The organism is Actinoplanes cyaneus (assembly GCF_016862095.1).
GTDB lineage: Bacteria > Actinomycetota > Actinomycetes > Mycobacteriales > Micromonosporaceae > Actinoplanes > Actinoplanes cyaneus.
The window spans coordinates 1-22977 of sequence record NZ_BOMH01000032.1 but is presented as its reverse complement, the minus strand read 5'-3'; the positions used below and the strand labels follow the sequence as shown (position 1 = coordinate 22977).

Here is a 22977-nt window from a genome sequence, read left to right as displayed (position 1 = left end):
ACCTTCGATGAAGATGAAGATGTCTTAGGCAAGGTACGCCTCCAGGCCGTGCCGGCCACCCTCGCGTCCGTAGCCGGACTCCTTGTAGCCGCCGAACGGCGACGCCGGGTCGAACTTGTTGAACGTGTTGGCCCAGACCACCCCGGCGCGCAGCTTGTCGGCGACGGCGAGGATGCGGGAGCCCTTCTCGGTCCAGATGCCGGCGGACAACCCGTACGGCGTGTTGTTGGCCTTCTCGATCGCCTCGGCGGGGGTGCGGAAGGTGAGCACCGACAGGACCGGGCCGAAGATCTCCTCGCGGGCGATCCGGTGGGCCTGGGTCACCCCGGTGAAGATCGTCGGCGCGAACCAGAACCCGCGGTCCGGCAGCTCGCAGGGCGGCGACCAGCGCTCCGCGCCCTCCTGTCCCCCTATCTCCGACAATTGCTTGATACGAGCCAATTGCGCCGCGGAGTTGATCGCGCCGATGTCGGTGTTCTTGTCCAGCGGGTCACCGAGCCGCAGCGTGGCCATCCGCCGCTTGAGCGACTCCAAGACAAGATCGAAAACCGATTCCTGTACGAGCAGCCGTGACCCGGCGCAGCACACGTGCCCCTGGTTGAAGAAGATCCCGTTGACGATGCCCTCGACCGCCTGATCGATCGGCGCGTCGTCGAAGACGATGTTCGCCGCCTTGCCGCCCAGCTCCAGCGTGAGCCGCTTACCGGTGCCGGCCACCGTGCGGGCGATCTCCCGGCCGACCTCGGTGGAGCCGGTGAAGGCCACCTTGTCCACGTCCGGGTGGGCCACCAGGTACGCCCCGGTGTCGCCGGCGCCCGTGACGATGTTGACCACGCCCGGCGGCAGCCCGGCCTGCCGGCAGACGTCGGCGAAGAAGAGCGCGGAGAGCGGGGTCGTCTCGGCCGGCTTGAGGACCACGGTGTTGCCGGTGGCCAGCGCGGGCGCGATCTTCCAGGCCAGCATCAGCAGCGGGAAGTTCCACGGGACGATCTGCCCGGCCACACCGATCGGCCGGGGGGCGGGACCGAAGCCGGCGTACGGCAGCTTGTCGGCCCAGCCCGCGTAGTAGAAGAAGTGCGCGGCGACCAATGGCAGGTCGACGTCGCGGGACTCCTTGATCGGCTTGCCGTTGTCCAGCGACTCGAGAACCGCCAGCTCGCGCGATCGTTCCTGGATGATCCGGGCGATGCGGAAGAGGTACTTCGCGCGTTCCGCGCCGGGCAGGGCGGCCCAGCCGGGGAAGGCGCGCCGGGCGGCGGCGACCGCGCGGTCCACGTCCTCCGGGCCGGCCGAGGCGACCTCGGCCAGGACCTCCTCGTCGGCGGGGTTGACCGTCTTGAAGACCCCGCCCTCCTTGGCCGCGTCGAACTCCCCGTCGATGAAGAGCCCGTAGGAGGAGTCGATGGAGACGACAGAGCGCGATTCCGGTGCGGGAGCGTATTCGAACATCGGCCTCAGTCCAGGGTGAAGTAGTCAGGGCCGGAGTAATGCCCGGTGGTGAGCTTGGTGCGCTGCATCAGCAGGTCGTTGAGCAGCGAGGACGCGCCGAACCGGAACCAGGCCGGGTCGAGCCAGTCGTCGCCGACGGTCTCGTTGATGAGCACCAGGTACTTGATGGCGTCCTTGGTGTTCTTGATGCCACCGGCCGGTTTCACGCCGATCTGCCGGCCGAACTTCGCCCGGAAGTCGCGCACCGCCTCCAGCATGACCAGCGTGATCGGCAGGGTGGCGTTGACCGCGACCTTGCCGGTGGAGGTCTTGATGAAGTCGGCGCCGGCCAGCATCGCGAGCCAGGAGGCGCGGCGGACGTTGTCGTACGTCGCCAGCTCGCCGGTCTCCAGGATCACCTTGAGGTGCGCGCTGCCGCACGCCTCCTTGACCGCGACGATCTCGTCGAAGACGCGGGCATAGTCCCCGGCCAGGAACGCGCCCCGGCTGATCACCATGTCCACCTCGTCGGCGCCGGCCGCGACCGCCGCGCGGGTGTCGGCCAGCTTCACCTCGAGCGGCGCCTGGCCGGACGGGAACGCGGTGGCCACGCTGGCCAGGTGCACCCCGGAGCCGGCCAGTGCGGCCGCGGCGACCGGGACCATGGCGGGGTAGACGCAGATCGCGGCGACCGAGGGGACGCTCGGGTCGGCCGGGTCCGGTCGCCGGCCCTTGGCGCAGAGGGCGCGCACCTTGCCGGGCGTGTCGGCGCCCTCGAGCGTGGTCAGGTCGACCATCCGGATCGCCAGGTCGATGGCCTTGGCCTTGCTGCTCGTCTTCACCGATCGGGTGCCGAGCGCGGCCGCCCTCGCCTCGACCCCCACCTTGTCGACCCCGGGAAGGCCGTGCAGGTAGGAGCGGAGATCGGACAGCCCGATGGGCGCTGTCGCAGTCATGAAGGCGATTCTATGCGACCTGGCGACTGTTGATCTTGGGTGAACGGTAGGTTGATCGTCGTGGACGTCCTTGTAGTAGATCACCCGCTGGCCCAGACGCGGCTCACCGCGATGCGCCGGACCGAGACCGAGTCCGGCGTCTTCCGCGCCTCCCTGCACGAGCTCACCACCATGGTGGTCTACGAGGCAGCCCGCCTCTTCGCGGTCGAGAAGTTCGCGATCGAGACCCCGGTCGCGCCGACCGAGGGCACCCGGCTGGCGAACCCGCCGCTGATCGTGCCCGTTCTGCGGGCCGGCCTGGGCATGGCCGACGCCGCGCTGGCGCTGCTGCCCGAGTCGTCGATGGGCTTCGTCGGCCTGGCGCGCGACGAGGAGACCCACGAGCCCCGGGCGTACATGGAGTCGCTCCCGGCCGACCTCGCCGGCCAGCCGGTGCTGGTCCTCGACCCGATGCTGGCCACCGGCGGCTCGCTGATCCACTGCTGCAAGCTGCTGGCCGACCGCGGCTGCACCGACATCATCGTCTGCTGCGTGCTGGCCGCGCCCGAGGGCGTCGAGCGCCTGAAGAACTCCGGCCTGCCGCTGCGCCTGATCACCGCCTCGATCGACGACGGGCTCAACGAGAAGGCCTACATCGTGCCGGGACTGGGTGACGCCGGCGACCGCCAATTCGGCGGCATGCGCCGCTTCTAGACCCGATTCCGCCGTACGGCGACAAGGGTCTAATGGGTCGAGAAGTTCCAGCTCACGGCTTTGCCGGAGTCGAAGGGCATGACTCCGTGGAAGACCTCGGGCTTCTCGGCGAAGACCAGTGGCAGGAAGTGCCGGTCGGACTCCCACATGGGCAGCCGGCCGGCCAGCAGGTCCGCCCGTTCGACCCAGTGCAGTGAGCCCTCGTCGTTGCCGTCGAACGGCGTCCCGGACCACTCGGTGATCCGGAACAGGAAGCCGAACCAGTTCTCCCCGTCGCGGCCGAAGCCGGGCCACGAGATCGTCCCGGCCAGATCGAGCCGGTGGCATTCCAGGCCGGACTCCTCGGCGATCTCCCGCCGCATCCCGGCCATCACGTCCTCGCCGCGGTCCAGCTTGCCGCCGAGGCCGTTGTAGTAGCCGAAGTGGAGGTCGTCGGGCCGGGTGTCCCGCCGGATCATCAGGACGCGGGAACCATCCGGTGAGAGGACGTAACCGAGCGTAGCCAGGATTGCATTCACGTGTCGTCTCCTCGATGTCGGGCATCCTGTGATCGGGCAGAGGCGAGAGTAATCGGACGCTAATCCCACGATGCTGTACTGTGGCCTGCGCTGAACGTTGGATACGGTGGGTCGATCGCCGCGCTGTCGTGGAATGCCCGGCCGTATGCGAGAAACAACGACCAAGTCATCGTGTTGTAACTCTCTGTGCAGGAGGAAAGCCCATGACGGGCTCCCGTGCGTTTATCCCACCGGCCCGTCCCGTGATCGGCGAGGAAGAGATCGAAGCCGCCGTCCGGGTGCTGCGCAGCGGCATGGTGGTCCAGGGGCCCGAGGTGGCCGCCTTCGAGCAGGAGTTCTCCGCCCTGGTCGACGGACGTCACTGCGTCGCGGTCAACTCCGGCACGTCGGCTCTTCAGCTGTCGTTGCTGGCGCTCGACCTGAAGCCGGGTGACGAGGTCATCGTCCCGTCGTTCTCGTTCGCCGCCTCGGCCAACTCGGTTCGCCTGGCCGGCGGCACGCCGGTCTTCGTCGACATCGAGCCGGGCAGTTTCTGCATCGACCCGGACGCCGCGGCCGCCGCGATCACACCGCGCACCGTGGCGATCATGCCGGTCCACCTGTACGGGCACCCGGCCAAGATGGAACAGATCATGGCGCTGGCGCAGGCACACGGCCTGGCCGTCGTGGAGGACGCCGCTCAGGCGCACGCCGCCGCGGTGAACGGCACGCCGGTCGGCGCGTTCGGCATCGCCGGCTGCTTCAGCTTCTATCCGACGAAGAACATGCACTCGCTCGAGGGCGGCATGATCACCACGGGTGACGCCGAGTTCGCGCGCAAGCTGCGGCTGCTGCGCAACCAGGGCATGGAGCAGCGCTACCAGAACGAGATCGTCGGCGCTAACATGCGGCTCACCGACGTCGCCGCCGCGATCGGCCGGGTGCAGCTGGGCAAGCTCGCCGGGTGGACCGAGAAGCGCCGCGCGAACGCCGCCTACCTGGACGCGAACCTCAAGGGTGTCGCCGTCCCGCCGGTCGACGAGGGCGCGCACCACGTCTACCACCAGTACACGATCCGCGTGCAGGGCGGTCAGGACGAGTTCCAGGCCGGCCTCAAGGAGCGTGGCGTCGGCAGCGGCGTCTACTACCCGATCCCGATCCACCGCCTGAAGCCGTTCCTCAACTCCGACGGCAGCGTCGGCCCGTGGAAACTGCCGGAGACCGACAAGGCGGCCGGTGAGGTCATCTCCCTGCCGATCATGCCGAGCCTCACCGACGATGACCTCGAGCGCATCGTCGCCGCGGTGAACGAGGTGGCGGGCGCATGAGCGACACGGTCCTGCGCGCGGGTCTTATCGGGCTCGGCGCGATGGGGCGCAACCACGCCCGCGTGCTGAACCTGCTGAGCGGCGTCGACCTCGTCGGCGCGGCCGATCCGTCGCCGAACGCGGTCGCCCCGCACGGCGTCCCGGTCGTCCCCGACCTGGAGGCGCTGCTGAGGATCGGCGTCGACTACGTGGTCGTGGCCTCGCCCACCGGCCTGCACGAGGAGCTGGGCCTGCGCCTGGCCGACGCCGGTGTGCACGCCCTGATCGAGAAGCCGCTGGCTCCCTCGCTGGAGGCGTCCCGCCGCCTGGTCGAGGCGTTCGCCGCCAAGGGCCTGGTCGGCGCGGTCGGCCACATCGAGCGGTACAACCCGGCGCTGCAGAGCCTGCGGGCCCGTCTGGAGGCCGGCGAGCTCGGCGAGATCTACCAGATCGTCACCCGCCGCCAGGGCCCGTTCCCGGGCCGCATCGCGGACGTCGGCGTGGTCATGGACCTGGCGACCCACGACATCGACCTGACCGCGTGGGTCACCGGCCGGGCGTACGAGACGGTCGCGGCGTTCACCGCGTCCCGCAGCGGCCGCCCGCACGAGGACATGGTCTCCGCGGTCGCCGGCCTCTCCGGTGGCCTGATGGCGAACCACCTGGTGAACTGGCTGAGCCCGTTCAAGGAGCGCTCCACGGTGATCACCGGCGAGCGGGGCAGCTTCGTCGCCGACACGCTCACCGCCGACCTCACCTTCTACGCCAACGGCGCGATCGGCACCGAGTGGGAGGCGCTGCGCGCGTTCCGCGGTGTGGCCGAGGGCGACATGGTGCGCTACGCGATCCCGAAGCGTGAGCCGCTGCTCGTCGAGCACGAGCGTTTCCGGGACGCGGTCGAGGGCAAGCAGAGCGACATCGTCACCCTGCAGCAGGGCATGCGCACGGTCGAGGTGGCCGCGGCCGTGCTGCGCTCGGCGCGTGACGGCGGCACGGTGGACGTCTCCGGCACCGCTTCCTGACACCTGTCGAACGACGAACACCCGGGGTCGCGCTCAGCGCAGCCCCGGGTGTTCTCGTAGGTGCAACCAGCCCGGCACGCTGACGCCCGGCCGCGCGACCACCTGGTGGCCGCGCGGTGTTCCCGCACGCCGGCGCTGCGACGAAGAGGTCAGGAGAGGTGTTCGGCGCTCCAGGCCAGGCCGATGCGGTTGTCCGGGCCGAGCTCGTCGAGCACGTCCACCGCCTCCGGCATGGACCGCGTGTCGGTGACGACGATCCACTCGTACGGCCGGGGGGCGCGGTTGATGTGGTGGGCGAGCAGCTTGCTGCTCACGTCCTTGCGCAGTCGCTTGTGGACCGGCAGGAACGCGCGCTTGTGGAAGCGGTCGGCGACCTTGTTCCGGTACGCGCGGACGGCCGAGCCGCCCCGGCGGCCGAAAGCCCGCTTCAGCACGAACTCGGGGCCGCGGTAGACCATCAGGCGCTCGATCCGCCAGAGCAGCTCGCCCTGGTGCAGGAGCGAGGAGTCGAGCACTGTCACGCCCGGGGCGAACGTCTCGTTCTTCCACTGCTTGGCCATCGCGATCACGACGGTGGCCGCGCCGCCGTTGGCGACGACCTTGGCGGATTCCTCCACCACGGCTCGCCGGCGGCCGGCGCCCAGGGCCAGGAACAGAACATTCACTCGAACCACGCCTCGTGATGCATCTTGGCCACGGCGGGGTAGCCGTAGCGCTCGTCGAGGACCCGCTGGGCCTTGGCCAGGTCGAGCCCGTGCGGGAAACGGGCACGCAGCCGCCGATAGCCCTCGACCAGGGCGGTGTCGTCCTCCTCGACGGCGACCAGCTCGCCGGCGGCCTCCTCGATGCCGGCGAGCGTCTCCTCCGGGCCGCCGCAGCGGGTGACCAGCACCGGCATTCCGGCGGCCACGGCCTCGACGATCGTCACGCCGAAGCTCTCCCACCGGCTGGCGTGCACCAGCAGGTCGTGCTCGCGCATCAGCTGCAGGGCGATCTCGGGGTCGACCGATCCCAGGAAGGTGACAGCGGTCTGCAGGCCGAGCTCCTCGACCCGGGCGTGCAGCTGATCGCCCAGCTCACCGTCGCCGACGATGGTCAGGGTCAGCTCGGGGTGCTCGGCGTGGCATTTCGCGAACGCCTCCAGCAGCCAGGTGACGCCCTTGCGGGGGATCAGGCTGCCGGCGTAGAACCAGCGGCGCAGCTCGGTGACCGGTTCCGCCCGGGGCAGGCCGAAGTTGATCGGGTTGGCCACCAGGCTCACCTTGGCGGCGTGCCGGGGGAGCGCCTTCAGCAGCACGTCCCGGGTGCCGTCGCCGACCACGAACAGGTGCTCGCAGCGCTCCAGCACCTTGTCGTACATCTCCCGGGCCTCGGGCTCGTCGAGCAGCGTCTCGAGGAAGCTGGCGTGCTCGGTGACGAACAGCTTCGTCTCCGGCCGCAGGTTGTCGAGAACCGCCCAGCCGCTCGGCAGCGCCTCGTGCACGTGGACCACCGCCGCGTCGATGGGCTTGCCGGCGAAGGCGGCGTTCAGCGTGGCCGCGTGCCGTTTCGCGACGTAGGCGAAGTCGCCGCCGACCGGCATGGGGACCGGCAGGTAGTTGAGCGTGGCGCCGCCGAACGTCGGTGAGGTCCGCTTGGAGCGGGGCAGCAGTTTCAGGTGCGCCTCGACGATGGCCGCGTCCTCGGCGTCGGAGACCCGGGAGGACCACCGGTCACCGTGGATGACCGTGATGGAGTCGCAGCCGGGCGCGGTCGCCTCCACCATGGTCCGCACGAAGGCGCCGCGGAACGGGAACATCTGGGTCGGGTACCACGGGGTGACGACGGTGACGTGCCGGTCGCCCGGCGCCACGGTCATCGGGCGGCCTGCGGCTCGGCGGGTGCCGCCGGGACGGCGGGCGCCGGCTTCGCGACCGGGGCGGAGGCCGGCAGCAGCGCGGTGTAGACGCTGTCCAGCACGGCGGCCTGGGCCTCCCAGGTCCAGCTCAGCAGCAGGTTGTCCCGGTCGTAGGCGGCCCGGTACCTGTCCGGGTCGGCCATCACGAGGCGGACGACGCGGACGAAGTCGTCCAGGTCCTCCGCCTTGAAGACCTCGCCCTGGCCGGTGGAGCGGACCATCTCGGCCATCGTCCGGATGTCGCTGGTGATCAGCGGCAGCCGGGCGTGCGAGTACTCGAAGAACTTGTTGCTCAGCGCGATCTCGTGGTTGGGCAGGTGGTGCAGCGGGCTGACCGCCGCGTCCGCGGGGCTCAGGTACTCGGAGACCTGCCAGTGCGGCACGTACGGCAGGGCGTGCACCCGGTCGGCCACGCCCAGCGACTCGGCCTTCGCCATGATCTGCTCGACGGCCGGGTTCTTGCCGTTCGGGTGCACCGAGACCATCGCCAGGTGCACCTCCGGCAGGTGCGGCAGCGCGTCGATGATGATGTCGACGCCGCGCACCGGGGTGATGCCGCCGACGTAGGCGAGCAGCGGCACGTCCGGCCCGATGCCGCAGTCGGCGCGCAGGTCGGGGACCGCGGCGGCGCTCTCGTCCGAGGCGGGGGCCTGCACCGGCGCGTTCATCACGACCCCGGGCCGGGTGGCCAGCTTGTGCTCCTCCTTGAGGAGGTCGGCGAGCGACGGGGAGACGGTCACGACGGCATCCGCGTACGGCGCGTACTCCGCCTCGTGCAGGGTGATCGCGGGCAACCAGAGGCGGTGGAACTTCGGGACCAGGCCCGGCGCGTACTCGTGGGCGTCCCACACCAGCTTGGTCTTGCGGCCCTTGGCCTGGGCCCGGAGCTTGGCGCGCGCGCCGACCCCGAGCATCCGGAAGTCGTTGGCGTGGATGATGTCCGGCTCGAGCTTGTCGATGGTGTTGCGGAAGGCCAGCTCCCACTGCCACAGCGACGGGTCGAGCCGGCGCCAGGCCCGGTTGCCCATGGTCGTCTTCCAGAACCAGGCCGGGAACTTGGTGAACAGCGCGTTGGTGTCCCGCCGGGCGGCGCGCAGCTTCATCGTCTCGCGGGCCCGCCCGCGGGTCCAGAGGCTCAGGACCTTGTGGGTGACCCGGGTCGGGAGCAGCGCGGCCTTGCCCAGGGCGTGCGCGGCCGGCGAGTCACCGTTGCGGCGCTTGGCGTTCAGCTCCGCGAAGCGGGTGGCGAGCTCGGCCTGGCGGACCTTGATCATCTCGAGCCGGTACGGCATCTCCTTGCCCGGCGCGTACGACAGCGGCCGGCGCCAGCTCTTGCGCCACGCGGTCGGCTTGACGGAGAGCTTGTCGTCCATCGGCACGAGGCGGACCTCGGCGTCGCCGATCATCCAGGTCTCGAGCGGTGAGTCGCGGCGCTCGCCGAGCAGGATCACCTCCCAGCCGGCCGCGGCCATCGACCGCGCTTCCTTCTGCACCCGGGAATCGCCCCGCACATCGTTGTCGACGAGCATGACAACGCGGCCACGCTTGGTCGGGGGGTGATCGGCGGGCATAGGTGATCCTCCTGGTGAACACGGTCCGGCGCGACTGGCGCGAATGGTACCGCTTCGCGGCAGCCCGGACGGCGGGGCAGGGCGTGCGCGCCGGGGCCGCGAGAACAGTCGGCTGACCTGGCCGGGGGCGCCCGCAGAACCCTACCGGGTGGTCGTTACGGTTACGTCGCGTCCGACCACACGGGACGACGCAAGTTGTGGCGTCGGCCACACCCCATGCTGCCCGCTGGTCCCCGCGTACCGGAAGGGCTGGCCGAACCGGCCGAAGGGAGCCTCGATCACAGCCCTTCGAGGGCTAGGGTCCTACGATGCTTTTGTGGTGACTGACCCGGCGTGGCTCCCGGGGCTCCAGGGCACCCCGGAGTTGATCGACCAGTTGCTCACGCCGGCTGACTCCCCCCAGCCTACGGATCGTAAAGGAAGGGTATGACCTTCAGCAGACCGAAGGCACCGCGGCTGCTCTATATCGCCTTCTACTTCCCGCCCTCGCGGGCCAGTGGCGTATACCGGGCTCGCGCGACCGCCAACCACTTCGCCGCGGCCGGCTGGGACGTGACGGTCTTGGCGGCGCCGCTGCGCTTCCTCTATGACGTGATCGGCTCGGTCGACGAGAAGCTCTCCGAGACCGTCGACCCGCGGATCCACGTGGAACGCCCCGACCTCGACCTGACCCGCTGGGAAGGCGACCTGCACAGCATGAGCTGGTTGCAGGGCACCGTTCCGGGCGCGGCGCTGAAGCTGCACCGGTGGCGCGAGGAGCGGTACTTCCCCGAGCAGTACGTGTCCTGGGCGCGCAACTGCGTGGCGACCGCGCTGGAGGCGCACCGCCGCGAGCCGTTCGACGCGGTGCTGGCCACCGGTAACCCGTTCGCCGCGTTCGCCGCGGCGTGGGAGATCAACAAGGCGGCCGGCATCCCGTACGTCGCGGACTACCGCGACTCCTGGACGCTGGACCTGTTCAGCGACCAGCCGGCGTTCCCGCCCAAGCACCCGGCCTGGGGCTGGGAGCAGCGGATCATCGGCGACTCGAGCCACACCGTGTTCGTGAACAACGCGCTCCGGGCCTGGCACGCCGACCAGTACCCGAAGGCGGCCGAGCGGATGATGGTCGTCCCGAACGGCTGGGACCCCGACCTGCTCGACGTCGGGCCGGCCAAGGGCGCGTCGGACGAGGAACGTCCGCTGCGGTTCGGCTACCTCGGCACCGTCACCAAGAACCAGCCGGTCGTCGAGCTGGCCGAGGCGTTCAACCTGGCCCGGGAGTACCCGGAGCTGGCCGGCGCCGAGCTCAACATCCACGGCCACCTGGGCTTCTTCAAGAGCAGCCACGCCGGTTTCCTGCCGCTGCTGGGCCTGGACCTGAACGGCGAGCCCGACCCGGAGCTGGACCACGGCCTGCGCCTGCGCGGCCCGGTCTCCAAGACCGAGGTCGCCGGGGTCTACGAGCACAACGACGTCCTGGTCTTCCTGGCCGCCGGCGGCAAGTACGTCACCTCCGGCAAGATCTTCGAGTACATGGCGACCGGCAAGCCGATCGTCTCGGTGCACGCGCCGGAGATCGCCGCCCGTGAGGTGCTGGAGGGTTACCCGCTCTGGTTCACGGCCGACAGCCTGGAGCCGGGTCTGGTCGCCAAGGCGATGGTCGAGGCGGGCCGGGCGGCCCGCGCGCTCACGCCGCAGCAGCAGACCGAGGCCCGGGCGTACGCGGACCGCTTCCAGCGGGACAACCTGCTCGACCCGTTGGAGACAGCGATCCGGGCCATGGTGCGCCGGCCGCTGCCCGCTGTGGAGGTGAACCATGGCTGAGCCGGCCACGCGCCAGCCGCGCGTCGTGCTGCTGACGCTGACCTACAAGCTCAGCGACCGGCTGCAGACCTTCATCTCGGACCTGACCAAGGCCGGTGTGCAGGTCGACCTGCTGGTGACCGAGCGCCGCACGGTCGAGGACGTGGAGCTGGACGACGAGCTGGTCAACGTCCACCACGTGTTCGACAAGAGCGAGATGTACGGCCACCCCCTGCGCTGGGTCGAGCGCCGGGTGCTCTTCGACGTGCCGACCAAGGTCTTCACCAAGACCCGTGAGCTCACCCGCGAGGGCGAGCGCCTGAGGGTGCTGGACCGGGCCGCCCTGAAGGCGCGGCGGGGCCAGGCGGCGGTGTCGCAGGGCATCCACCACCGGCTCTTCTGGCCGGTCTACAAGCGGGCGCGGCCACTGCTGCTGATCTCGCGGGCCAAGAAGATCACCCTGAAGAACATCGACATCGCCGGCGCGGACCGGATCATCGCGGCCGACTCGGCGGTCGTGCCGCTGGCCTGGCGGCTCGCCAAGCGGTACCCGGGCGTTCACGCGACCACCGCGCTGAACGGCAAGCCCTGGGTGAAGTGACCAGGTAGGACGTGAACGAAAGGGGGCGGCCGCCGGCCGCCCCCTTTCGTGCTGTCAGTGGCTCAGCGGACGTTCGCCGCCAGGACCTCGACGACCCGCTGCGCGGCGCGGCCGTCACCGTAGGGCTCGCCGCGCTCGAACGACGGCGCCGGGCGGGTGGCCAGCTCACGCCACGCGGTGGCGTCCAGCTCGGCCGGGTTCGGCACGAGGTGGTTCCAGCCGTCGGCCAGGGTCTCCACCCACTCGGTCTCGGTGCGCAGCGTGGTGCACGGCTTGCCGAGCAGGTAGGCCTCCTTCTGCAGGCCACCGGAGTCGGTCACGACGCCGGCCGAGCCGAGCACCGCGGCCACCATCGCCGAGTACGGCAGCGGCTGGCCCGGGTGCACCGCGCCCTGCGCCAGCTTGAGGCCCTGCGACTGGGCCCGGGCCAGCAGACGCGGGTGAGCCAGCAGCGCCACCGGCACCGGCAGGTCGGCCAGCGCGCCGACCAGGGCGGCGAGCCGCGCCGGGTCGTCGGTGTTCTCGGCCCGGTGCAGGGTGGCCACCAGGTACGGCTGCGACGGGTCGATGCCCTCCGGCAGCTCCAGCGCCTGACCACGACCGGCCAGCACGTCGTCGCGGACCTTGAAGCAGACGTCGACCATCACGTCGCCGACCAGGTGGGTGCGCTCGCCCAGGCCCTCGCCGCGCAGGTGCCGCACGGCCTCCTCGGTCGGCGCCAGCAGCAGGTCGGCCGCGTGGTCGGTGAGCACCCGGTTGTGCTCCTCGGGCATCGCCCGGTTGAACGAGCGGAGCCCGGCCTCCAGGTGCGCGACCGGGATGTGCAGCTTCACCGCGGAGACGGCGCCGGCCAGCGTCGAGTTGGTGTCGCCGTAGACCAGCACCCAGTCCGGCTTCTCCCGCTCCAGCACCGGGTCCATGGCGCTCAGCACCGCGCCGGTCTGCACGCCGTGGCTGCCCGAGCCGACGCCCAGGTGCACGTCCGGGTCGGGGATCCCGAGGCCGGAGAAGAACACGTCAGACAGGTTGTGGTCGTAGTGCTGACCGGTGTGCACGATGACGTGCTGGTGCGCGGTGCCGGCGAAGGCGGCCGCGATCGGCGCCAACTTGACCAGCTGGGGACGAGCGCCGACTACGCTCAGGACCTTCATGATGGTGTGCTCCAGGAGTTGTCTCTGGGGGTCGCCCGATACCCTAGCCGCTGACCGGCTTCCGCACCTGCTCGGTGTTGCAGACCTGTTCACGGGCCGGATTCATCTACCTTGCGTGTCGGTGCGCAACACGGAGTGTCCGGCCGCGGCGCAAGTGTCGGGCACAGGTTCGGCACCGGGGCGAGGTGGCCTACTCTTTGACACGGTCACCGTCAAGGTGGACGACCGGTCGCTGCGCCGCCGGCCCTCAGCATAGGAGGAACACTCCCGTATGAAGATCTGTGTCGTGGCCCTGGGCAAGATCGGGCTGCCGCTCGCCGTCCAGTTCGCCTCCAAGGGGCACACCGTGATCGGCGCGGACGTGTCCGAGCCGACCGTGCGCAAGGTGAACGCCGGTGAGGTGCCGTTCCCGGGTGAGGCCGACCTCGACGTCAAGCTGAAGGAAGCGGTCAACGCGGGTCTGCTCACCGCCACCACCGACACCGCGGCCGCGGTCGCCGAGTCGGAGGCGGTCGTCGTGGTCGTGCCGCTGTTCGTGGACGCGGACGGCAAGCCCGACTTCGGCTGGATGGAGTCGGCCACCAAGGACATCGCTCGTGGCCTGCGCCCGGGCACGCTGGTCAGCTACGAGACCACGCTGCCGGTCGGCACCACCCGCAACCGCTGGGCGCCGCTGCTGCAGGAGGGCTCCGGCCTGGTCCCCGGCGAGGACTTCCTGCTGGTCTTCAGCCCGGAGCGGGTGCTCACCGGCCGGGTCTTCGCCGACCTCCGCAAGTACCCGAAGCTGGTCGGCGGCATCAACGAGGCGTCCGCCAAGCGTGGCGTCGAGTTCTACCAGGCCGTCCTCGACTTCGACGAGCGCGCCGACCTGCCGCAGGGCAACGGCGTCTGGGACCTGGGCAACGCCGAGGCGGCCGAGCTGGCGAAGCTGGCCGAGACCACCTACCGGGACGTCAACATCGGCCTGGCCAACCAGTTCGCGCGCTACGCCGACACGCTCGGCATCGACGTGAACCTGGTGATCGACGCCTGCAACACCCAGCCGTACAGCCACATCCACCGGCCCGGCATCGCGGTCGGCGGGCACTGCATCCCGGTCTACCCGCGGCTCTACCTGTGGAACGACCCGACCGCCACGGTGGTCCGGGCGGCCCGCGAGGCGAACGCCGGCATGCCGTCGTACGCGGTGGACCTGCTCGCCGCCGCGGTCGGCGACCTGAAGGGCCGCAGCGTGCTGGTGCTCGGCGCGGCGTACCGGGGTGGCGTCAAGGAGACCGCGTTCTCCGGCGTCTTCCCGACCGTCGAGGAGCTGAAGGCGCGCGGCGCCACGGCGTACGTCTCCGACCCGATGTACACCAGCGAGGAGCTGGTCGCGCACGGTCTGCCCGCGTGGGAGGGCCAGGCGGTGGACTCGGCGATCGTGCAGGCCGACCACGCGGAGTACCGCAGCCTCACCCCGGCCGAGCTGCCGGGCGTCGAGGTCGTCGTCGACGGCCGCCGGGTCACCGACCCCGAGCGTCTGGGCTCGATCCGCCGCGTGGTGATCGGCGGCTGACGCCGTACCCGAGCAAAAGGCCCCTGGATGAGCTCCAGGGGCCTTTGCGCATCCTCAGGGACGCGTGGACGGGTCGCGGCTGACGATCTCGCCCTTCTCGTCGACCCAGGCCGCCGGCCGCGCCGGGTTGCCACGGACCAGCTGGTAGGGCTCCACGTCCTTGGTCACCACCGAGCCGGCCGCGATCATCGCGCCCTCGCCGATCGTGATGCCGCAGACCAGCGTCGCGTTCGCACCGATCGACGCGCCGCGCTTGACCAGCGTCGGAGTGATCGTCCAGTCCGGGTTCTGCGCGCGGGGCCGCAGGTCGTTCGTGAAGACCACGCACGGGCCGACGAAGACCTCGTCCTCGATCGTCACGCCCTGGTAGACCGAGACGTTGTTCTGGATCTTGACCCGGTTGCCGACCACGGTGTTGGCGTCGAGGTAGACGTTGCGGCCGATCACGCACTCGTCGCCGACCACGGCGCTCCCGCGCACGTGGGCGATGTGCCAGATCTTGCTGCCGGCCCCGATCCGGGCGCCGTCCTCCACGTCCGCCGACGGGTGGATGAACGGCTCGGTTGAGTTGGAGTTCATGCTGGCAAGTGTCGCGCCCGCCGATTATCGCCGGGTAACCGGACCGCCTCGGTTGACGTCCGGGGCGCCCCGCGCACGGGCATCCACCCGATCGGTCCGTCTCCCGGTGACCGAACTGGCGGATTTCCGATCCTCCCCGCGCCTCAACTCCGGCGTCGAGCCGCCTGCTCCGGGACCGCCGCCGCGCACATCCGGCGAGGCGGCGGAGGATTTGCCGAGTTGGGAAACGGTCACTGCGGATCATTCGGCGGCTACCGTGAGTCCCGCTCTCCGCCCGTCGGCCGGGGGACGTCCGGGAACCTGGTCGACTGGCTGCTGGCGAGCGGGCGCTGAGCCGTTATGTTTTGTCCATGACCTCCATTCCGCTCGCTGAGGAACTCCTACTTCTCGCGTACGACGATCAGACGGGTAAGGCGACCGGCTCCCGGATCGGGCTCGATCTCGGCATGGCCGCGGCTGTGCTGATCGATCTCGCGCTGGCGGGCCGGGTCGCCTACGTCGACGGTTACCTGCAGGTCAAGGACTCGTCGCCGATCGGGGACACGATCGCCGACGCGGTCCTCACCAAGGTGGCCGGCGACCCGCCGCACACCCCCGCCCAGTGGTTGCAGCGCCTGCGGCACCGGCTGCGCACCCGGGTCCTGGAGGACCTGTGCGCCCGTGGCGTGGTGAAGGACGTGGACGAGACCCAGCTCGACTACATCCACGTGCACCGCTACCCGACGACCGACCATGCGTTCGAGGCCGAGATCCGGGGCCGCCTCACGACGGCGCTGACCACCGACGCGCCGCCGGACGAGCGCACCGCGGCGCTGGCCACCCTGCTCTGCGCGGCCCGCATGGAGCCGGCCCTGAAGCTCCCGCCGGAGGAGGCCGAGCGCGCCCACCAGCGGCTCGAGGCGATCTCGGCCGGTGCCGGGTTCGCCGGTGGCGCCAACCTGGAGGACTCGATCGTGCGTCCCAGCGTCGCGCTGGTCGTCCTCACTCTGGGCAAGGCCATCTCGGCGGCCCTGGGCACCCCCAAGGTCGCCAACAGCTGACTGGAGGAGTCCAGGGCCTGTCACGCCTCGGCGGACAGGCCCTGGGATGATCACACGCCGAGCACGGCCGCGATCTCCGCGCGCAGGGCGGTCAGCCCGCCGGAGGCGCGGCTCCGGGCCGCCGCCACGTCACCGTCGCCGACAGGTTCGACTACCTCGAGGTACGCCTTGAGCTTCGGCTCGGTCCCCGACGGGCGGATGACGACCCGGACGGCCCCGGTGCGGAACGTCAGCACGTCGTTCTCCGGGAGCCGGTCGAGCACCTCGGTCACCGGCGCGCCGAGCAGTGTGGCCGGCGGGGCGTTGCGGGCCCGGGTCATCGCCGCGCCGATCTCGGCCAGGTCCTCCACCCGCACCGACAACTGGTCGGTGGCGTGCACCCCGAACTCGACCGCCAGCTCGTCCAGCCGGTCACCGAGCGTGCGGCCCTCGGCCTTCAGCCCGGCGGCCAGCTCCGCGACGGTCAGCGCGGCGGTGATGCCGTCCTTGTCGCGGACCATGGCCGGGGCGACGCAGTAGCCCAGCGCCTCCTCGTAGCCGAACGCCAGCTCCCGCGCGGCGCGGACGATCCACTTGAAGCCGGTCAGGGTCTCCGCGTACGGCACGCCGCGCGCCGCGCACAGCCGCCCCAGCAGCGACGACGAGACGATCGTGGTGGCGTACGTCCCCGGCACGCCACGCCGGATCAGATGGTCGGCGAGCAGCACCCCGAGCTCGTCCCCGCGCAACGGACGCCAGCCGCCCGCCTCCGGAATCGCCACGGCGCACCGGTCCGCGTCCGGGTCGTTCGCGATCGCCAGGTCGGCCCCGGTCGTGCCGGCCAGCGCGAGGAGGTGGTCCATCGCGCCCGGCTCCTCCGGGTTGGGGAAGGCGACGGTGGGGAACTCCGGGTCCGGCTCGGCCTGGTCGGCGACGACGGCCGGTGCGCCGAAACCCGCCGCCACGAACGCCGTGACCAGGGTCTCGCCGCCCACGCCGTGCAGCGGGGTGTACGCGACGGCCAGATCGCGGGGGCCGTCCGGAGTGAGGACGGCGGCGGCGCTCCGCACGTACCCCTCGACCGTCTCCTGATCCAGAACCGTGCCCGCCTCGCCCAGCGGAACCGCGTCGACGCTCGCGACCGCGCGGATGGCGTGCTCGATGCCCGCGTCGGCCGGCGGCACGATCTGCGCACCGTCGCCGGCCGGACCGCCCAGCCGAGCCCCGAGATAAACCTTGTAGCCGTTGTCCTGGGGCGGGTTGTGGCTGGCGGTGACCATCACGCCGGCCACCGCGTCCAGGGCACGCACCGCGTACGCCAGGACCGGGGTCGGCAGCACGCCGGGCATCAGCAGCGCCTCACGGCCGGCGCCTGTCGCCACCCGGGCGGTCTGCTCGGCGAACTCGCGGGACCCGTGCCGGGCGTCGAACCCGATCACCAGCGGCCCCTGCCCGCCCTGCTCGGCCAGCCAGGTGACCAGGCCGGCCGCGGCGCGGGTGACCACCGCGAGGTTCATCCCGTTCGGCCCGGCCCGGAGCCGCCCGCGCAGCCCCGCCGTGCCGAAGGTGAGGGGGCCGGCGAACCGGTCGCGCAGCTCGGCGGCGGTGGCCGGGAGCCCGTCGATCAGTTCACGCAGCTCGGCCCGGCTCGCCGGATCCGGATCGTCCGCGAGCCAGGCCTCGGCCGTCGCCCTCAGCTCAATATCAACTTCTGGTGCCATTACGGATTGATAGCACAGAGCCGTCACAGGTTGAGCTGGAAGCTCTCCGCCATGGCGTCGAAATACTTCTTGCTGTCGGCGAACTCGGCCGCCGGAGTGGTCAGGAAGAACGAGTACATCGTCCCGTCGACCTGGGTCATCCGCCAGACCCCGTGCCGCATGGCGTCACCGTCGCCGCACGTGTACTCCAGCTCGGCGGCGCCGCGCCCGGCGACCTGCACCTCGGTGTTCGTCCCGACCGACTTGAACGGGGCCGGGCAGTTCGACGACTTCTTCAGCCCGGCCGGGGCGATCTCGGTGACGAACTTCTCCGGTGTCGCCTTGCCCGGCTCGGCCAGCACGCGCACCTTGCGCAGCTTGTCGGCCGGGTCGATGTAGTCCACGTAGTTGCCGTTCGCGGTCCGCTTCCAGCCCGCGGGCACCTTCACCGAGATGGCCTTGTTGCCCTTGTAGTCCTGCGTCTGCACGTCGCCCGCCGGCGTGGCGCTGGGCTGCCCGCCGACCGGGGTCTGCGCCTGCGGCGTCTTGTCGTCGCCACCGGTCAGCGAGAAGATCAGGATGATCGCCAGCAGCGCGGCCACGCCGCCACCGCCGACCGCCAGCTGCTTGTTCCGCGGCCAGCCCCGGAACGTCTCGGCGGCGCGGCCGGTCGTGTCCTTCACCGCCTGCGTCGCGTTCTGCAGCATCATCCGGCGCTTGGCGGCGGGGCTGGTGACCACGCGGCCCGGCCGGGTGTTCTGCGGCTGCCAGGTGTTCTGCGGCGGGATGACGCTGGTGGCCGCGGTCGGGAACGCCGGCTCGGGTTCCGGGGCCCGACGACGGCCCGCACCGGAGTTCTGCTGCTCCAGCTTGCTCAGGTGGTCGGTGAGCGACTCGCCGGGCGAGAGCATGGCCCGCCCGCCGATCTGACCCGACGGCGGGATCGCCTGCGTCTCGGCCGCGGGCGGCGGCGACACCGGACGCGGCGAGGTGACCACCGAGTACGGGTCGGTCATCATGTGCGGCGGGTTCTTGCTGGCCAGCACCCCGGCGAGCTGCTGGCGCAGCATGGTGCGCGCGGTCTGCACGTCCATCCGCTGGGCCGGGTTCTTCTCCAGCAGGCCCATCAGCACCGGGGTGAGCGAGCCGGCCCGCTGCACCGGGGCCGGCGGGTCCTCGACCACGGCGTGCATGGTCTCGATCGGGTCGCCCTTGTCGAACGGCGGACGCCCCTCGATCGCCGTGTAGAGCGTCACGCCGAGCGAGAACAGGTCGCTGGGCGGCCCGAAATCCTGACCCATGGCGCGCTCGGGGGAGATGAAGTGCGGCGAGCCGAGCACCATGCCGGGGGTGGTGAGCTGGACGTCGGTGGGCATCCGCGCGACGCCGAAGTCGGTCAGCACGCAGCGGCCGTCGTTGCAGATCAGCACGTTGGCCGGCTTCACGTCGCGGTGCAGCACGCCGTGCGCGTGCGCGACCTCGAGCGCGCCGAGCAGAGCGATGCCGATCTTGGCGACCACCCGCGGGTTGACCGGCCCGTCCTCGATCACCATGTCGGCGAGGCTGCGCGCGTCCAGCAGCTCCATCACGATCCAGGGACGGCCGTTCTCGTGCACGACGTCGTAGACCTGGACGACGGCGGGATGCTGCAGCGCGGCGGCGGCCCGGGCCTCGCGCATGGTCCGCTCGTACATCGCGTCACGGTCGCTGGGAGCCAGCCCGGGCGGGAGGATGACCTCCTTGATCGCCACGTCACGGCGCAGCAGCGTGTCCGCCGCGCGCCAGACCGTGCCCATACCCCCGTGACCCACCGCGGCGCGCAGCGTGTACCGCCCGCCGATCAGGGTGCCGGGGGCAGCGCGTCCACCTAGGGAAGCGGCGTCACCGCTGCTCCACGTCGGAATCTGAGTCACTGAGGATGCCACCGAGGGGGTCTAGGGGGGCCGGGCCAACGCAGCTATCTTGCCCGGAAGCCTGCCGCAACGAAAGTCACGACCTGACTGTTCACCGGGAAACGACCCAGGGTAGCGGCAGAGTGGCCGACGGTGGACGCCCCGGTCAGCCTTGACGAGCCTTAGGATCACCTCGTGAACGCAGAGTCGGGTTTCCCTGTCAAGCCGGTCTATGGCCCGCAGGACGTGCCGTCGAGCGCCGGGAGTGACCAGCCGGGTGAATTCCCCTACACCCGTGGCGTCTATCCGACGATGTACACCAAGCGCCCCTGGACCATGCGGCAGTATGCGGGCTTCGGCACCGCCACCGAGTCCAACGCCCGCTACCACCAGCTGCTGAAGGCCGGGACGATGGGCCTGTCGGTGGCGTTCGACCTGCCCACCCAGATGGGTTACGACTCCGACGAGCCGATCGCCCACGGCGAGGTCGGCAAGGTCGGCGTGGCCATCGACTCGATCGACGACATGCGGCAGCTCTTCGCCGGCATCCCGCTCGACCAGGTCTCCACCTCGATGACGATCAACGCGCCCGGCTCGGTGCTGCTCCTGCTCTACCAGCTCGTCGCCGAGGAGCAGGGAGTCCCGGGGTCGGCTCTGCAGGGCACGATCCAGAACGACATCCTGAAGGAGTACATCGCCCGGGGGACGTACATCTTCCCGCCGAAGCCGTCGCTGCGCCTGGTGGCCGACACGTTCGCGTACTGCCGGGCCGAGATCCCCAAGTGGAACACCATCTCGATCTCCGGTTACCACATGGCCGAGGCCGGGGCGACGCCCGCGCAGGAGATCGCGTTCACCCTCGCCAACGGCATCGAGTACGTGCGCGCCGCGATCGCCGCGGGTCTCGCCGTCGACGACTTCGCGCCCCGGCTGAGCTTCTTCTTCGTCGCCCGGACCACCCTGCTGGAGGAGATCGCCAAGTTCCGCGCGGCCCGCCGCATGTGGGCCCGGATCATGCGCGACGACTTCGGCGCCAAGGATCCGAAGTCGCTGATGCTGCGCTTCCACACGCAGACCGCCGGGGTGCAGCTCACCGCGCAGCAGCCCGAGGTCAACCTGGTCCGGGTGGCGATCCAGGCGCTCGGCGCGGTCGCCGGCGGGACGCAGTCGCTGCACACCAACTCGTACGACGAGGCGATCGCCCTGCCCACCGAGAAGTCGGCTCGGCTCGCGCTGCGGACCCAGCAGGTCCTGGCGTACGAGAGCGGCCTCACCGGCACCGTCGACCCGTTCGCCGGGTCGTACGCGGTGGAGGCGCTCACCGACGCGGTCGAGCACGAGGCCACCACGCTGATCGAGCGCGTCTTCGAGTACGGCTCCGCCGTCGACGCGATCGAGCAGGGCTTCCAGAAGTCGGAGATCGAGCAGTCGGCGTACCGGATCGCCAACGAGATCGACAACGGCGATCGGGTGGTGGTCGGCGTCAACCGCTTCACCTCCGACGCCGAGGAGAAGTACGAGCCGCTGCGCGTCGACCCGGCGATCGAGGCGGCCCAGGCGGCCCGGCTGGCGACGCTGCGCGCCGAGCGCGACGACCCTGCGGTGCAGGCGGCCCTGGCGGATCTCGCGAAGGCCGCCGCCGGGACGATCAACGTCCTACCGTTGATGAAGGAGGCGTTGCGTCTTCGTGCAACGGTGGGTGAGGTCTGCCACACCTTGCGCGGGGTGTGGGGCGTCTACCGGCCGGTCGAGCGGTTCTGATCCGGCTGACGTACTGGTGGTGTGTCGCGTCACCTCCGTGATTCGCTACCCGTTGATGGAGGCGGCGGCCCGGGACGATCTCCCGCGGGTCCCGCGAATCCGTCCGCAGCACCGCACCATCGGGGCCGGCCATGTTTACCCGACCGTTACACAGCGTGACCAAAATCGGATTAAGCTGTCGCGCGTCGCAAAATCCGACGAAATACGAGAGTGATCTGGTATCCGACGTGACTACTGCTCTGACGGCGCCCGAGGGCGCTGCAACGGCGTGGCCGGAACCCCAACCCGGCGCCGACCCCCTTCCCGGCCGGCTCGACCGCTGGCTCGCTGCCCGGGGAGCCGAGCTGGTAGCGATCCGACGGCACATCCACGCCCACCCGGAACGGTCACACTCCGAATTCGAGACGGCCGCGCTGATCGCCCGCGAGCTGACCGTGGCCGGGCTCGCGCCACGGCTGCTGCCCCGCGGCAACGGCGTGATCTGCGACATCGGCGAGGGTGACCGGGCCATCGCGTTCCGCGCCGACCTGGACGCGCTGCCGCTGCACGACCTCAAGGACGTGCCGTACCGCAGCACCGTCGAGAAGGTCACCCACGCCTGCGGCCACGACGTGCACACCACCATCCTGCTCGGCCTCGGCCTGGCGCTGGCCCAGCTCCACGAGCGCGGCGAGCTGCCCGGCCGGGTGCGGCTGCTGTTCCAGCCCGGCGAGGAGGCGATCCCGTCCGGCGCGCCCGAGGTGATCGCCGCCGGCGGGCTCAAGGACGTCGCCGCGATCTACGCGCTGCACTGCTACCCGCAGTTGCCGTCCGGCCTGGTCGGCGTCCGTTCCGGCCCGTTCACCGCGGCCGCCGACACGGTCCACGTCAAGCTCTCCGGCCCGGGTGGGCACACCGCCCGCCCGCACCTGACCGCCGACCTGGTGCACGCGCTGGGCCGGGTCATCGTGGACGTGCCGGCCCTGCTCGACCGCCGTGTCGACCCGCGCGCCGGCGTCTCCCTGGTCTGGGGCTCGGTCCACGCGGGCCAGGCGTTCAACGCGATCCCCGGCTCGGGCGAGCTGAGCGGCACGGTTCGGGTCCTCAACAGGGACGCCTGGCGCGAGGCCCCCGAGATGGTCACCAAGCTGATCCGCGACGTGGTCGCCGCGACCGGCGCCGAGGTCGAGGTGGAATACACCCGCGGTGTCCCTCCGGTGATCAACGACCGGATGGCCACCGCCATCGTCGCGGGCGCGGCGGGCGCTGCGCTGGGCGCCGACCGCGTCGTCGAGGCCGAGATCAGCATGGGCGGCGAGGACTTCTCGTTCTACCTCGAACACGTCCCCGGCTCCATGATCCGCCTCGGCACCGCGGCCCCCGGCTCGGCCGTCCGCCACGACCTGCACCAGGGCGACTTCGACGTCGACGAGAGCTGCATCGGCCACGGCATCCGCGTCATGGCCCACACCGCGCTGGCAGCCCTCTCCGCCGGAACGTTCTGACGCCTGGAATCACCGCGCAGGACATGAAGATCAAGGTCAAGATCTTCATGTCCTGCCTCCGCTGTGGTCCAGATCGTCG

At 70.8% G+C, this 22977-nt stretch carries 19 protein-coding genes; 9 read left to right on the top strand and 10 right to left on the bottom strand.

What is annotated here, in order from left to right; all coding sequences use genetic code 11:
- Positions 1-24 precede the first annotated feature (24 nt).
- Together Acy02nite_RS21000 and deoC are read right to left on the bottom strand one after the other, a co-directional pair.
- Complete coding sequence (locus tag Acy02nite_RS21000; protein ID WP_203743047.1) at positions 25-1449, bottom strand: aldehyde dehydrogenase family protein; 1425 nt, start codon at positions 1447-1449, stop codon at positions 25-27.
- Between the two features lie 5 nt (positions 1450-1454).
- A complete protein-coding gene (gene deoC, locus Acy02nite_RS20995) occupies positions 1455-2384 on the bottom strand; it encodes a deoxyribose-phosphate aldolase (RefSeq protein WP_203743045.1) in 930 nt (309 codons plus the stop codon).
- Between the two features lie 60 nt (positions 2385-2444).
- Here deoC and upp point away from each other — a divergent pair, with 60 nt between their 5' ends.
- Positions 2445-3077, top strand: a complete 633-nt coding sequence (gene upp / locus Acy02nite_RS20990) for a uracil phosphoribosyltransferase (RefSeq protein WP_203743043.1) — start codon at positions 2445-2447, stop codon at positions 3075-3077.
- Positions 3078-3106: 29 nt separating this feature from the next.
- On the opposite strand, the gene Acy02nite_RS20985 is transcribed toward upp, so the two are convergent.
- Positions 3107-3595 (bottom strand): NUDIX hydrolase, encoded by a 489-nt coding sequence (locus Acy02nite_RS20985; protein ID WP_203743040.1) that lies wholly within the window; start codon positions 3593-3595, stop codon positions 3107-3109.
- Positions 3596-3798: 203 nt separating this feature from the next.
- Between Acy02nite_RS20985 and Acy02nite_RS20980 the strand changes: the two genes are divergently transcribed.
- Together Acy02nite_RS20980 and Acy02nite_RS20975 are read left to right on the top strand one after the other, a co-directional pair.
- On the top strand, positions 3799-4902 hold the full coding sequence (locus tag Acy02nite_RS20980; RefSeq protein WP_203743038.1) for a DegT/DnrJ/EryC1/StrS family aminotransferase: 1104 nt from the start codon (positions 3799-3801) through the stop codon (positions 4900-4902).
- Positions 4899-5903 carry a Gfo/Idh/MocA family protein gene (locus Acy02nite_RS20975; protein ID WP_203743036.1) on the top strand — a complete coding sequence of 335 codons (1005 nt, stop codon included), beginning with the start codon at positions 4899-4901 and terminating at the stop codon, positions 5901-5903. The genes Acy02nite_RS20980 and Acy02nite_RS20975 overlap by 4 nt, the downstream gene beginning before the upstream one ends.
- A 149-nt stretch (positions 5904-6052) precedes the next feature.
- On the opposite strand, the gene Acy02nite_RS20970 is transcribed toward Acy02nite_RS20975, so the two are convergent.
- Genes Acy02nite_RS20970 through Acy02nite_RS20960 form a run of 3 tightly spaced genes read right to left on the bottom strand, consistent with a single transcriptional unit; the run spans position 6053 to position 9371 of the window.
- Complete coding sequence (locus Acy02nite_RS20970; protein WP_203743034.1) at positions 6053-6568, bottom strand: hypothetical protein; 516 nt, start codon at positions 6566-6568, stop codon at positions 6053-6055.
- Positions 6565-7761 (bottom strand): glycosyltransferase, encoded by a 1197-nt coding sequence (locus Acy02nite_RS20965; protein WP_239175054.1) that lies wholly within the window; start codon positions 7759-7761, stop codon positions 6565-6567. The genes Acy02nite_RS20970 and Acy02nite_RS20965 overlap by 4 nt, the downstream gene beginning before the upstream one ends.
- Positions 7758-9371, bottom strand: coding sequence for a glycosyltransferase family 4 protein (locus Acy02nite_RS20960; RefSeq protein WP_203743032.1), 1614 nt, complete (start codon positions 9369-9371; stop codon positions 7758-7760). Before Acy02nite_RS20960 ends, Acy02nite_RS20965 begins: the two co-directional genes overlap by 4 nt.
- Before the next feature lie 426 nt (positions 9372-9797).
- On the opposite strand from Acy02nite_RS20960, the gene Acy02nite_RS20955 reads away from it, so the two are divergent.
- Positions 9798-11177 (top strand): glycosyltransferase, encoded by a 1380-nt coding sequence (locus tag Acy02nite_RS20955; protein WP_203743031.1) that lies wholly within the window; start codon positions 9798-9800, stop codon positions 11175-11177.
- Positions 11170-11757 carry a hypothetical protein gene (locus Acy02nite_RS20950; RefSeq protein WP_203743029.1) on the top strand — a complete coding sequence of 196 codons (588 nt, stop codon included), beginning with the start codon at positions 11170-11172 and terminating at the stop codon, positions 11755-11757. Before Acy02nite_RS20955 ends, Acy02nite_RS20950 begins: the two co-directional genes overlap by 8 nt.
- A 62-nt stretch (positions 11758-11819) precedes the next feature.
- Here Acy02nite_RS20950 and wecB read toward each other — a convergent pair whose 3' ends face one another.
- On the bottom strand, positions 11820-12908 hold the full coding sequence (gene wecB, locus Acy02nite_RS20945) for a non-hydrolyzing UDP-N-acetylglucosamine 2-epimerase (protein WP_203743027.1): 1089 nt from the start codon (positions 12906-12908) through the stop codon (positions 11820-11822).
- Between the two features lie 271 nt (positions 12909-13179).
- Between wecB and Acy02nite_RS20940 the strand changes: the two genes are divergently transcribed.
- Positions 13180-14463, top strand: a complete 1284-nt coding sequence (locus Acy02nite_RS20940) for a nucleotide sugar dehydrogenase (RefSeq protein WP_203743025.1) — start codon at positions 13180-13182, stop codon at positions 14461-14463.
- A gap of 54 nt (positions 14464-14517) precedes the next feature.
- Here the strand turns inward: Acy02nite_RS20940 and Acy02nite_RS20935 are convergent, their stop codons facing one another.
- Positions 14518-15042 (bottom strand): acyltransferase, encoded by a 525-nt coding sequence (locus Acy02nite_RS20935; protein ID WP_203743023.1) that lies wholly within the window; start codon positions 15040-15042, stop codon positions 14518-14520.
- A gap of 350 nt (positions 15043-15392) precedes the next feature.
- Between Acy02nite_RS20935 and Acy02nite_RS20930 the strand changes: the two genes are divergently transcribed.
- Positions 15393-16082 (top strand): GOLPH3/VPS74 family protein, encoded by a 690-nt coding sequence (locus Acy02nite_RS20930; protein WP_203743021.1) that lies wholly within the window; start codon positions 15393-15395, stop codon positions 16080-16082.
- Between the two features lie 50 nt (positions 16083-16132).
- On the opposite strand, the gene Acy02nite_RS20925 is transcribed toward Acy02nite_RS20930, so the two are convergent.
- Positions 16133-17782 (bottom strand): phospho-sugar mutase, encoded by a 1650-nt coding sequence (locus Acy02nite_RS20925; RefSeq protein WP_203743019.1) that lies wholly within the window; start codon positions 17780-17782, stop codon positions 16133-16135.
- A 23-nt stretch (positions 17783-17805) separates the two neighbouring features.
- The gene (locus tag Acy02nite_RS20920) at positions 17806-19674 is read right to left on the bottom strand and encodes a serine/threonine-protein kinase (RefSeq protein ID WP_203743017.1); all 1869 of its coding nucleotides are present in this window, start codon (positions 19672-19674) and stop codon (positions 17806-17808) included.
- A 174-nt stretch (positions 19675-19848) separates the two neighbouring features.
- Here Acy02nite_RS20920 and Acy02nite_RS20915 point away from each other — a divergent pair, with 174 nt between their 5' ends.
- Positions 19849-21414, top strand: a complete 1566-nt coding sequence (locus tag Acy02nite_RS20915; RefSeq protein ID WP_203743015.1) for an acyl-CoA mutase large subunit family protein — start codon at positions 19849-19851, stop codon at positions 21412-21414.
- A gap of 227 nt (positions 21415-21641) precedes the next feature.
- Positions 21642-22898, top strand: a complete 1257-nt coding sequence (locus tag Acy02nite_RS20910; protein ID WP_203743013.1) for an amidohydrolase — start codon at positions 21642-21644, stop codon at positions 22896-22898.
- Positions 22899-22977: the final 79 nt, after the last annotated feature.

What these genes read in the sequence shown, in the direction of transcription:
- Acy02nite_RS21000 (WP_203743047.1), bottom strand. Translation starts at nt 1,449, where the DNA reads ATGTTCGAATACGCTCCCGCACCGGAATCGCGCTCTGTCGTCTCCATC.
- deoC (WP_203743045.1), bottom strand. Translation starts at nt 2,384, where the DNA reads ATGACTGCGACAGCGCCCATCGGGCTGTCCGATCTCCGCTCCTACCTG.
- Acy02nite_RS20980 (WP_203743038.1), top strand. Translation starts at nt 3,799, where the DNA reads ATGACGGGCTCCCGTGCGTTTATCCCACCGGCCCGTCCCGTGATCGGC.
- Acy02nite_RS20975 (WP_203743036.1), top strand. Translation starts at nt 4,899, where the DNA reads ATGAGCGACACGGTCCTGCGCGCGGGTCTTATCGGGCTCGGCGCGATG.
- Acy02nite_RS20965 (WP_239175054.1), bottom strand. Translation starts at nt 7,761, where the DNA reads ATGACCGTGGCGCCGGGCGACCGGCACGTCACCGTCGTCACCCCGTGG.
- Acy02nite_RS20960 (WP_203743032.1), bottom strand. Translation starts at nt 9,371, where the DNA reads ATGCCCGCCGATCACCCCCCGACCAAGCGTGGCCGCGTTGTCATGCTC.
- Acy02nite_RS20955 (WP_203743031.1), top strand. Translation starts at nt 9,798, where the DNA reads ATGACCTTCAGCAGACCGAAGGCACCGCGGCTGCTCTATATCGCCTTC.
- Acy02nite_RS20950 (WP_203743029.1), top strand. Translation starts at nt 11,170, where the DNA reads ATGGCTGAGCCGGCCACGCGCCAGCCGCGCGTCGTGCTGCTGACGCTG.
- wecB (WP_203743027.1), bottom strand. Translation starts at nt 12,908, where the DNA reads ATGAAGGTCCTGAGCGTAGTCGGCGCTCGTCCCCAGCTGGTCAAGTTG.
- Acy02nite_RS20940 (WP_203743025.1), top strand. Translation starts at nt 13,180, where the DNA reads ATGAAGATCTGTGTCGTGGCCCTGGGCAAGATCGGGCTGCCGCTCGCC.
- Acy02nite_RS20935 (WP_203743023.1), bottom strand. Translation starts at nt 15,042, where the DNA reads ATGAACTCCAACTCAACCGAGCCGTTCATCCACCCGTCGGCGGACGTG.
- Acy02nite_RS20930 (WP_203743021.1), top strand. Translation starts at nt 15,393, where the DNA reads ATGACCTCCATTCCGCTCGCTGAGGAACTCCTACTTCTCGCGTACGAC.
- Acy02nite_RS20925 (WP_203743019.1), bottom strand. Translation starts at nt 17,782, where the DNA reads ATGGCACCAGAAGTTGATATTGAGCTGAGGGCGACGGCCGAGGCCTGG.